Consider the following 10,325-nt stretch of genomic DNA (forward strand, 5'->3'; position numbering starts at 1 on the left):
GGGTGAGGAACTGGACGCGCTTGTCGACGTCCGCGACGATGCCCTCGGCGTCGACGGCGGCATCGATCAGCGACACCTCGTCGAGGTGGTCCGCGACGCCCTTCACCTTTTTCAGCAAGGCGTTGCGCAGCCGGTCGGCCGCGGGAACGCCCGACGGGTCGAGCTCCGTCAGGGCGCTCTCCACATCGTCCACCGCCGGCGGTGTCCGGGAGAGGTAGCTGACGGCGAAGAGGTGGGCGTCCGAACCGGCCTCGTCCGGGTTCCGGATCTGCTTCAGATCCGCTGCGCTCTCCGCCCGGAGGTCTTCGAGCGCGCTCGTCTGCACGCACATGTCGCCGACCCACTTGACCAGTTCCCTGGACGGCGGCCGTGTCGGCGTCGGCTTGGCCGACGCCCTGCCCGACGCGTCGGCCTTCTCGTCCGTCCCGCCGCCGCAGCCGCCGACGGCCAGTACCAGCCCGGCGGCCACGACGGCGACGCTCCCTCTCCTGAACATCCAAGGACCTCTCTGCGTGCTGTGATCCCGACGTCTTCGCGGTGCGGATGCCGGCACCGTAGGTCCAGTTCAATGCGGCACGGATTGTTCAGTCACCCGGTCCGCAGCAGTGAACAAACACTGCCGGTGAACTCACCGAAGGGTGGTTCTCGATCAGCGGTGGGAGGGGAGCCCGCCCGCGTCCGTGGGGCCGCTGAGGTGAGCTCGGGCGGCGGTGCGGAAGACGGTGACCAGGCGGCTGCGGTCGCCGGCGCGGGTGGCGAGGACGAGATGCGCCCGCTCGACTCCCGCACCCTGCTGCAGCAGCGGCCAGAGAGGGCACAACCTCGGCGCGCAGGTGGCCCACGCCGGCGTACGGGATGCTGCCGCGCTGACTAAGCCTTCACCGGCGCCCTGGCATGTCACACAGTGGCAAAGCTTTGATATGCTGATCACAGCGTTTCCGGGCGCCGCGGACACAACTCCCGTGACAGGTGTCCGGAACGCAACACCTGCGACTAGAGCCCGCAGGTGCAGCGCCCGGGCGCCACGCAACCCCCCGATGGGTGGTCCCCGGGCGCATTCATCGCTCGGCTCCGGGCACAGCGTGCCGCTGCGCCGCCGCGTCGGCCAGGCCCTAGGAACGCTTGGCGCGGTACAGGCCCCGGCCGGTGCGCTCGATACGGGAGGCACCGACAAGACGGTCGAGTGTGCTGCGGACGCCGTTGATGCTTCCACTGTCGGAGTCACGACCGAGCGCCGCGGCAACATCACGGGCCCGGACGTCGACATCACCGACGTCGGCGAAGTACTCCATGATCTGTTCGGTGAGCTTGCCGTACTTCTTCTGCCCGACCGTGGCGGTGCTGGCGGCTGCAGGACGCTCCGCCTCCTTGCCGCTCTCCGGCTTCCGAGGCCGGGGCGCGGACTTCGGTGTGGCGTCTGTGGATTCAGCGGAGGCGCGGTCGGTCTGCGCTTCGCCGGGCGTCGTAGCCTGGCCCCGTGCAGCTGTAGCGTCCGCCGTACCCGTCGAGGCCGCAGCAGCCCGGTCGAGCATCAGGGTCTCGAGGGCGCTGAGGGCCCGCTGTACCGAGCCGAGATGCGCCACGACCGCAGCCAGCTCCCTCTCCAGCGCCTGCTTCTGGATCTGCAGGCGGGCCAGTTCCTCCTGCAGGCTCTCAGCGGTGACCTCGATGTTGTGCGCCGCGTGAGTTACAGAGACCATGTGTTCCTCTCATCTCAACCCTTCGTGCCGCGCCCCGGCTCACGTGTGGTGCCGCTCAGACCGAACGCGGGAATGGGTCCCCCACCGACATCATATGCAGGGCCCCATGGGGAACATAGATGCGCGAGACGGGCCCACGGGTCCCCAAAGGACTCACCCTGCTGACGACAGGGCACGAAAGAGGGCAGCTCAGCGTGGAGCCGACGGGCTTGTTGCCACTGTTCGCGGCAGAAGGACCGGGTATGGAAACACGTGGTGTGTCCGGTGGACGGACCACATCGCCCACCGGTTTGCGGGACGAGTCCTGCTACCGGTTGTTGTGACTCGTCGCGGTCAGCAGGGCATGGAACGCTTCGCGCGCAGCGCGTCGGACATCGCCTCGATGCGTGCGTCGACCGTGTCGATCGCCTCCTGAAGCAGGCGGAGGCGGGCCTCGAGCAGGGCAGCCTCGGCTGCCAGAGACACACTGGCGGCGGCCGGGCCGGAGTGCTGGTCGGGGACGTGGATGCGTCGGCGATCCCTGGCTCCTGAGGCCATGTGTGCTTCCTTCCTCGCTGCGAGGGCTTGCGCGAGCGACGCGCGAGCCACCCTCCGCATAGACCGGACAGCTGAGGAACGTGTGACAGCCGCACGCCGGACACCGCTTGCCGGGAGTGCCGGAGCCGTTGCTCAGACGGAGCCGTGGGTGCCGTAGCGGAGTCCGTCGACGAGCAGGGCGATCATGCGCTGCGTGTGGCCGTTGTCGTCCTCCTGGGCGGGCAGGGTCAGGTTGCCCACGGCGCGCAGCAGGTCCTCGGGATCGATGTCGGAGCGGATCTGGCCGGCTTTCGCCGCGGTGTCGAGGAGCGCGCCGAGGACAGGCACGAAGCGCTGCTGGAAGTAGGAGGGCAGGCTGTCGTAGGCCGGGTCTCCCGAGTGCAGAGCGGCGCTGAGGCCGCGCTTCGTGGCGATGAAGGCCGCGAAACGCTGCAGCCACCGGGCGAGCGCGTCGACCGCTTCATGCTGGGCCACAAGGGAGGCAGCGGCGTCGGCGCAGGCGTCGACTTCGTGACGGAAGACCGCGGCGATGAGGTCCGAGCGCTGCGGGAAGTGCCGGTAGAGGGTGCCTGCTCCCACGCCCGCCCTGGCGGTGATCTGTCGCACGGGGGCGTCCACGCCGGAGGTGGCGAACACCTCGGCAGCCGCGGTGAGCAGCGTGTCGATGCTGCGCTGCGCGTCGGCGCGCATGCGCTGGCGGGGCCGCCCCCCGTCCGCCGGGCCGTCGCTCACGGTGTACTCCTCTTGCTAACCGGAACAGCGTTCCGTATCGTCGTAGCGGAGCGGAACGCTGTTCCGCTTACGCAAGCGTATCGCGCTGCAGCGCACCGGCCAACGCACGAGGAGAACCAATGAGGTACCGCACGCTGGGCCGAACCGGCATCAAGGTCAGCCCGTACTGCCTGGGCGCGATGATGTTCGGCGCCCTGGGCAACCCCGACCACGACGACTCCATACGCATCATCCACAAGGCGCTGGACGCGGGCATCAACTTCGTCGACACCGCCGACGCCTACTCACGCGGCGAGTCCGAGGAGATCGTCGGGAAGGCCCTCAAGGGCCGCCGGGACCATGTCGTGCTGGCCACCAAAGCCCACCTCCCGATGGGGAACGACCCCAACCAGCAGGGCAACTCGCGGCGTTGGCTGGTCCGCGCGCTGGAGGACTCCCTGCGCCGCCTGGGCACCGACCACGTCGATCTCTTCCAGATCCACCGGCCCGCGCCGGACACCGACGTGGAAGAGACCCTCTCAGCCCTCACCGACCTGGTACGCGCGGGCAAGGTCCGGGCCATCGGCAGCTCGACCTTTCCCGCCTCGGACATCGTCGAGGCGCAGTGGGTCGCCGAGCGGCGCGGCCTGGTGCGGTTCCGCACCGAGCAGCCGCCGTACTCGATTCTCAACCGCGGCATCGAGCGCGAGGTGCTGCCCGTCTGCGAGCGTTACGGCATGGGCGCCATGGTCTGGAGTCCTCTCGCGGGGGGCCTGCTCACCGGCCGCTACCGCAAGGGCCGGCAGGCCGACAGCCACCGGGCCCGCTTCGGTTTCAAGCACCTGAGCGACGAGCGCCGGCTCGACGCCGTCGAACAGCTCATCCCTCTCGCCCAGAAGGCCGGGATGTCGCTGACGCACCTGGCGACGGCCTTCGCGATCTCCCATCCCGGCGTCACCTCCGCGATCATCGGACCGCGCACCATGGACCACCTCGACGACCTCCTCGCCGGCGCCGAGACCACCCTGACCGACGAAATCCTCGACCAGATCGACGCGATCGTGCCGCCCGGCACCGACATCGGGACGCTCGACACGGCCTACCACACACCCGCCATCCAGCAGACCGCGCTGCGCCGCCGCCGACCCGACGAGCGCTCCGCCACCTGACATCCCGAAGGCATGGTCCCCTTCAGCGCCACGCGGAATTCGGCTGTGTGTCACACGTACGCCGGTTACCCGGTCTCAGCTGACATCCGCAAAAACTCTTTGTACAGCCGAGAAGGACCATGATTGAAATGTATTGGCGCGAACGGGCAGCATGCCTGCACGAAGACCCCGATCTGTTCTTCCCCGTAGGAAACACCGGTCCGACGCTTGTGCAGATCGACGAAGCGAAGGCCGTGTGCCGCCGTTGCCCTGTCATGGAGCAGTGCCTCGACTGGGCCATACGGGTGGGGCAGGTGGAAGGCATCTGGGGCGGCATGACGGACAGCGAACGCCGCGCGGTGAGGCGGCGTCAGGCCCGCCAGACCAAGAACACGGTCACAACGGCGTGACGGTTCCCAGCACCTCCACCGTACCGGTCTCTGCTCGCCTTCCTGAGCGAGCCAAGGCGCACATGGCCGAAGTCCGAGCCGCGCACACCGGCGCACTCCAAAGGGCGGGGCGGCAAAGATGCCGCCCCGCCCTTTCGTCGTCATCTGCCCCCGACTTCCGGTGAGCGCGCCTCAACTGGGGGAGAGCTGCTGCAGAACGGTGGAGATGGTTCTGATCCGTTCGTTGAGGTCCACGAGTTCCTGGTGAAGCTCGTTGACACGGGTCTGCAGCTCGGTGGCTTCAGCGGCCAGCGACACGACTGTGGCCACGATGTCGGTTCGGTTCTCAGTGGCTCGGGTCATTGTGTGCCCAGCTGTACAGCGGATATGTCGAGCATCAGCTTCACCTTGTCGCTGATCAGGACCCCACCTGTTGTCAGGGCCGTGTTCCAGTCGAGTCCCCAGTCGGAGCGCTGCAGGGTGGCCGCACCCTCGAAGCCGATGCGGTTCTGGCCGTAGGAGTCCTTGCTCGCTCCACCGAACTCGAGGTCGATGTGAAGAGGCAGTTCCACGTCCTTGATCCGGAGGTATCCCGCCATGCGGAACCGGTCGTCACCGGCATCGAGGATTCCGGTGGAGTGGAAGCTCATCAGAGGGAACGTCGCTGAGTCGAGGAAGTCGGGGCCGGTGACATGTGCGTCCCGCTCGGCAAAACCCGTGTCCACACTGCCGGTCTGGACACTGAGGTAGGCCTTGGACCGCGAGGGATGGGCTCCATCGAGCTTGAGGAACCCTTCGAAGTCGGTGAATTTCCCTCGCACGTTGGTGATCATGGCGTGCCGGACGGAGAATCCGATCGTACTGTGGACCGGGTCAATGGAATAGACGCCGGTCAGCCCTTCATAGGGCGCGGCATGCGAAACAGTGGTTTCCTTGCGGATGAACATGGCGAGCCGGTTCCTTGGTGCATGGATCTCAGACAGGGGCGAATTCCGGCACACTGCGGCAAGGAATGCCAATGCAGTGGCTGTGTATGCGAGGGGGTGAACCTGCGGCCGGAGTGCAGGGGGCCCCTGCCAGCCGGACGCCGGCTGGCAGGGGCCCCGGCTGGACTTACTGCTGCTGCGCGAGCCAGTCGGCGAACTTGGTCTCGGCGATGTGCGCGTCCGGACCCGGCAGGAGCGTGGTCTCCTCCAGCTGGGCACCGGAGTACGGGGATTGCGGGTCCGTGACGACCGTGCGGGGGTCGTTCTTGGCGGCGAGTGCCGTGCGGACCAGCTCGTCGAGCTGGAACACGTCGGGGCCCGCGATCTCCACCACGCCGTTGACGGGCGTACCGACCGCAGTGCGGCCGACGGCCGCGGCCACGTCGTCGGAGTAGATGGGCTGGATCTTGGCGGGGGACAGACGCACAGTGTCACCCTCGGTCGAGATGTCCGCGATCCCCTTGACGAACTCGAAGAACTGGGTGGCGTGGACGATGGAGTAGGGCATGCCGGACTCCTTGATCAGGTCTTCCTGGGCCTGCTTGGCCCGGAAGTACCCGCTCTCCTGGAGACGGTCGGTGCCGACCACGGACAGCGCCACGTGGTGCGCCACGCCGGCCTTGGCCTCCGCCTCGAGGAGGTTGGCCGTGGAGGTGCGGAAGAAGTTCATGACGGCCTCCTCCTCCCACGAGGGGGAGTTGGACACGTCGACCACGACCGACGCGCCCTCCAGGACCTCGGCCAGACCCTCGCCCGTCAGAGTGTTGACACCGGTGTTGGGTGCGGCCGCGACCGCCTCGTGCCCGTGCTCATTGAGCTTTCCGACCAGCTTCGAGCCGATGAGCCCGGTTCCACCGATCACTACGACCTTCATGACGGCTTCCTCTCGGAGGTTTTCAATCTGTCTGCACTAGAAGTGACCGGACAGCGGCGCTACTTGTGACAGGGCGCTCGCATGAATCGGGAAGATCTCCCCTCGTGGAGTGCCCGAGGTCATTCGACAAGCTTTCCATCCGTGGAGACCTCCTGCATCAGAGAGGAAATCTCGTCCGGGATGGCCGGAATGCTCTCGTGGGTGATTCCCGTCTCCGGGGACCACACGAGATTGACCTGCAGAGCGGGATCCAGGTCCGGGTAGTCGCTTCGGTTGTGACAGCCACGCGTCTCGCGACGCTCCAGTGCTGCTTCGAGAGTGGCCCGGGCGGCCAGAGCGGCGGACTTGAGATCAAAGGCGTGCGCGAGGTCCTGATAGCCGGCGATGTCCGGGTGTATGCCCACGTCCTCCATCCTCTTCTCGATCACCTTGAGTTCCGCCAGCCCGGCGCGCAGGCCCTCTTCGTCGCGTACGACTCCCGCATGCTCGGTCATGGTGTTGCGGATGGCGCGCTGCAGGGCGCGGACGTTCTCCGGTCCGTCGGCTGCGAGAAGATCGTCGATCTCCGCGCGGGCCTGCGCGATGGCCGACGCCGACCGCGGATGCGCGGTCAGGGACTGCGAGTAGGCTGCGGCCGCCTGGCCTGTGATACGGCCGAAGACCAGCAGCTCGATGAGACTGTTCCCACCGAGGCGGTTGGCGCCGTGCAGCCCGCTCGACGCCTCACCGATGGCGTACAGGCCACGCACATCAGTGCTGTGGTCCTCGGGACGCACCCACACCCCGCCCATCGAGTAGTGGGCCGTGGGCGCGATCTCGATCGGTTCGCGGGTGATGTCCAGCATCTGCAGGTCCAGCAGAGTCTGGTAGACACGGGGCAGCCGCGTCATGATCGTCTGCCGCGGCAGGTGGGAGACGTCGAGCCACACGCCGCCCTTTGGCGTCCCCCGCCCTTCCTTGATCTCCGTGTAGGAGGCCAGGGCCACGCGGTCGCGGGTGGACAGCTCCATTCGCTCAGGGTCGTAGCGGGCCATGAACCGTTCCCCGAGCGCGTTGCGCAGGATCCCGCCTTCACCACGGGCGGCCTCGCTGACCAGGGTGCCGGCCGCGTTCTCCGGCTCGATGATCCCCGAAGGATGGAACTGGACCAGCTCGGGGTCGCGCAGACGGGCCCCGGCTTCCACGGCAAGGCGGAAGGAGTCGCCCGTGTTCTCGTCGCGCCGGGAGGACGTGCGCCGCCAGATGCGGGTGTGGCCGCCCGCGGCAAGAATGACGGCGTCGGCGTGGATCAGGTAACGCTTTCCGTTCGTGAGGTCGAAGCCGTAGGCACCGAAGACGGCGCCGTCATGCACCAGGAGCCGGGTGATGTAGACGCTGTCGAGCACGGGGATGTCGAGCTGCTCCGCGCGCCTGATGAGCGTGCGCTGGATCTCCAGACCGGTGTAGTCGCCGGCGAAGGCGGTCCGCCGGAACCTGTGTGCGCCGAAGAAGCGCTGGGAGATCCGGCCGTCCTCTTCCCTGGCGAAGGCCATCCCGTAGCGTTCCAGGTCGTCGATGCCCCGGGCGGCGCCCTGAGTGACGATCTGGGCGGTGCGGGGGTCGGCGAGCAGATAACTCTCCTTGAGAGTGTCGGCCGCGTGCTGCTGCCAGCTGTCCTCGGGATCCATGGTGGCCAGGGCCGCGTTGATTCCTCCGGCAGCAAGCGCCGTATGGGCGTCCTCCTTGGGACGCTTGCCGACCGCAAGGACGTCGATACCGGCCTCGGCCAGTTCGATCGCCGCTCGCAGCCCGGCACCACCGGTGCCGATCACCAGCACCATGGTGGAAAGACGTTGTTCGCTGATAGCCACTGTCTGCTCCGATCGCCTGGGTTCTCATTCACTACGACCAGGCCGCTCCGGTATCTGTGACACCCTTCCGCGCCCCACTCCCGCCCGCGCCGGGGTGTCACGGCAGGAAGCGGTCCAGGGGCACGTTCGGGTCGGAGAGGAGTGCGTCGTCGAAGTCCGACCCGGAGGTGATGAGGGACCGGATCGGGGCCATGACGTCCCACACGTTGACACTCATGCCTGCCAGTACGCGGCTCCCCGCCATCCAGAACGCGATGAAGCGTCGCTCGGACGGCTCACCGCGGAAGACGACGCGGTCGTAGCCGCCTGGTTCCGTGTAACCCGTGTACTCCATTCCGAGGTCGTACTGGTCCGTGTAGAAGTACGGCAGCCGGTCGTAGACAGCGTCCTTGCCGAGCATGCTGAGCGCCGCCACATCCGGCTGATGCAGGGCATTGGCCCAGTGTTCGACCCGCAGGTGGCGGCCGAGCAGCGGGTGGTAGGCGTTGGCGACGTCGCCCGCAGCGTAGATGTCGGCCCCGGAAGTCTGCAGATGCTCGTCGGTGATGATGCCGTTCTGCACGTCCAGGCCCGCCTCCTGGGCGAGTTGGACATTGGGCGTGATGCCGATGCCCACGACCACGGCGTCCGCGGCCAGGTGCCTGCCGTCAGCGAGCCGCACCCCGTCCACCCGACCGTTTGTTCCGGTGAGGGAGTCCACGTCCACGTCGGGCAGCAGATTCACGCCGTGATCAGCATGGAGAGCAGCGAACACTTCAGCCGCTTCGCGCCCCAGCACCTTCAGCAGGGGAAGTTCCGCGTGCTCGAGCACCGTTACCTCGGCGCCGGCCGTCCGAGCGGCCGCGGCGGTTTCGAGACCGATCCATCCGGCACCTATCACGACGATCTTCGCCCCCGCCGTGAAGGCGGACTTGAGCCGTTCGCTGTCTCCCACACGGCGCAGATACAGAACGTTGTCGAGGTCCGCTCCCGGGACGGTCAGACGACGTGGCGTCGAGCCAGTGGCCAGGAGCAGCTTGGTGTAGGGAACCTGACGGCCGTCGTCGAGTTCCACCGTCCGTGCCCGCCGGTCGACCGCGCGCGCACGCGTGTCCAGCAGCAGGTCGACATCGTGCTCCCGGTACCAGTCATCGGGATGCACGAAGATCGAATCGCGCTCCTCCTTGCCCAGCAGGTAACCCTTGGACAGCGGCGGCCGAATGTACGGCTTCTCCCGCTCGTCGCCGATGATGATGAGCGGGCCGCTGTGGCCGTGCTCCCGCAGTGCCTCGGCCGCCTTGCCCGCCGCCAGACCGCCACCGACGATCACGAAAGTATCCACAGGGTTCCTCATCTCGGATGTCGCGTGCCGCGATTGATGTTGGGAGGGTCACCCCTCAGACCGCTTGGCCCCTCGTCCTGTGACATCCCCGGCGGCGGCTCGGGCGGGACAGGAACCGGCTGTCACAACGTTGTACCGGCCTGCTTTCGGGCCACCAGCGTGCAGGGGCGGCGGAAGACTGCCTCAGTTGTTCAGCGAAGCCACGTAAGGAGCCAGTTCGGCCGGATTCATTGACCACATGATGCGTTCGATGCCTCGTGCCGACACATCGACGGACAGCAGAGCCACCGAGTTCCCCTCGGCGGAGACAAGGACGGTCGGCCTGCCGTTGGCCCCGACCCGGCGAACGTCTGACCGAGGCCAGAAACGTGGGGCCAAGGCGACAAGGTACCTGGAGACGTGCGCACGCCCCACGACCGGAATCCTGGACGCTCCGCGCATCCCTTCGCCGTCGGAGTAGCTGACCACGTCCGCGGTGAGAACATCCTCCAGCGCCGACAGACTGCCGGTCTGCGCCGCGGCGTGGAACACCTCCAGCAGTCGCCGGTGAGCGTCCGGGCTGACCGGCTCCCGGCGTTCCGCTGACAGATGCTTCCGGGCGCGGCTCACCAACTGGCGTGTATTGGCTTCGCTGGTCTCCAGGATGTCCGCGATCTGCTGGTACGGGTAGTCGAAGGCTTCCCTGAGAACGTAGGCAGCCCGTTCCGCGGGGTTCAGCTTCTCCAGGAGCAAGAGAACCGCCAGATCGACGGCCTCGGCCCGCTCCGCGCCCACCTGCGGATCCACGCTGGTGTCGACCGGCTCGGGAA

General features: G+C 67.5%; 12 protein-coding genes and 1 pseudogene. 2 read left to right on the forward strand and 11 right to left on the reverse strand.

Translation table 11 applies throughout. From position 1 onward, the window contains the following. From StrepF001_RS42885 to StrepF001_RS42905, 5 genes and pseudogenes are all read right to left on the reverse strand, one after another. A pseudogene (locus StrepF001_RS42885) lies at nucleotides 1-469 on the reverse strand (hypothetical protein); the annotation flags it as partial. Nucleotides 470-649: 180 nt separating this feature from the next. Then, on the reverse strand, nucleotides 650-820 hold the full coding sequence (locus tag StrepF001_RS42890; RefSeq protein WP_206307140.1) for a hypothetical protein: 171 nt from the start codon (nucleotides 818-820) through the stop codon (nucleotides 650-652). A gap of 292 nt (nucleotides 821-1,112) precedes the next feature. After that, nucleotides 1,113-1,700 carry a hypothetical protein gene (locus StrepF001_RS42895; protein ID WP_129803499.1) on the reverse strand — a complete coding sequence of 196 codons (588 nt, stop codon included), beginning with the start codon at nucleotides 1,698-1,700 and terminating at the stop codon, nucleotides 1,113-1,115. A 333-nt stretch (nucleotides 1,701-2,033) separates the two neighbouring features. Beyond that, complete coding sequence (locus tag StrepF001_RS42900; RefSeq protein ID WP_129803500.1) at nucleotides 2,034-2,237, reverse strand: hypothetical protein; 204 nt, start codon at nucleotides 2,235-2,237, stop codon at nucleotides 2,034-2,036. 132 nt (nucleotides 2,238-2,369) lie between these two features. After that, nucleotides 2,370-2,927 (reverse strand): TetR/AcrR family transcriptional regulator, encoded by a 558-nt coding sequence (locus StrepF001_RS42905; protein WP_129803508.1) that lies wholly within the window; start codon nucleotides 2,925-2,927, stop codon nucleotides 2,370-2,372. Nucleotides 2,928-3,088: 161 nt separating this feature from the next. Here StrepF001_RS42905 and StrepF001_RS42910 point away from each other — a divergent pair, with 161 nt between their 5' ends. Both StrepF001_RS42910 and StrepF001_RS42915 read left to right on the forward strand, forming a co-directional pair. Then, complete coding sequence (locus tag StrepF001_RS42910) at nucleotides 3,089-4,117, forward strand: aldo/keto reductase (RefSeq protein ID WP_129803501.1); 1,029 nt, start codon at nucleotides 3,089-3,091, stop codon at nucleotides 4,115-4,117. Between the two features lie 128 nt (nucleotides 4,118-4,245). Next, a complete protein-coding gene (locus StrepF001_RS42915) occupies nucleotides 4,246-4,506 on the forward strand; it encodes a WhiB family transcriptional regulator (RefSeq protein WP_129803502.1) in 261 nt (86 codons plus the stop codon). Between the two features lie 171 nt (nucleotides 4,507-4,677). Here the strand turns inward: StrepF001_RS42915 and StrepF001_RS46090 are convergent, their stop codons facing one another. The 6 genes from StrepF001_RS46090 to StrepF001_RS42940 form a co-directional block, all read right to left on the reverse strand. Beyond that, nucleotides 4,678-4,848 carry a hypothetical protein gene (locus tag StrepF001_RS46090; RefSeq protein WP_206307141.1) on the reverse strand — a complete coding sequence of 57 codons (171 nt, stop codon included), beginning with the start codon at nucleotides 4,846-4,848 and terminating at the stop codon, nucleotides 4,678-4,680. Then, the gene (locus StrepF001_RS42920; RefSeq protein WP_129803503.1) at nucleotides 4,845-5,432 is read right to left on the reverse strand and encodes a YceI family protein; all 588 of its coding nucleotides are present in this window, start codon (nucleotides 5,430-5,432) and stop codon (nucleotides 4,845-4,847) included. Before StrepF001_RS42920 ends, StrepF001_RS46090 begins: the two co-directional genes overlap by 4 nt. A 166-nt stretch (nucleotides 5,433-5,598) precedes the next feature. Continuing rightward, nucleotides 5,599-6,345 (reverse strand): SDR family oxidoreductase, encoded by a 747-nt coding sequence (locus tag StrepF001_RS42925; protein WP_129803504.1) that lies wholly within the window; start codon nucleotides 6,343-6,345, stop codon nucleotides 5,599-5,601. A gap of 119 nt (nucleotides 6,346-6,464) precedes the next feature. Continuing rightward, complete coding sequence (locus tag StrepF001_RS42930; RefSeq protein ID WP_165396568.1) at nucleotides 6,465-8,165, reverse strand: FAD-binding protein; 1,701 nt, start codon at nucleotides 8,163-8,165, stop codon at nucleotides 6,465-6,467. A 127-nt stretch (nucleotides 8,166-8,292) separates the two neighbouring features. Continuing rightward, on the reverse strand, nucleotides 8,293-9,528 hold the full coding sequence (locus tag StrepF001_RS42935; RefSeq protein ID WP_129803506.1) for an FAD-dependent oxidoreductase: 1,236 nt from the start codon (nucleotides 9,526-9,528) through the stop codon (nucleotides 8,293-8,295). Nucleotides 9,529-9,699: 171 nt separating this feature from the next. Then, on the reverse strand, nucleotides 9,700-10,325 hold a 626-nt coding region (locus StrepF001_RS42940), incomplete at its 5' end, for a sigma factor-like helix-turn-helix DNA-binding protein (RefSeq protein ID WP_129803507.1).

Origin of the sequence: Streptomyces sp. F001 (assembly GCF_004187715.1) — a bacterium.
Taxonomy (GTDB): Bacteria; Actinomycetota; Actinomycetes; order Streptomycetales; family Streptomycetaceae; genus Streptomyces; species Streptomyces flavusporus.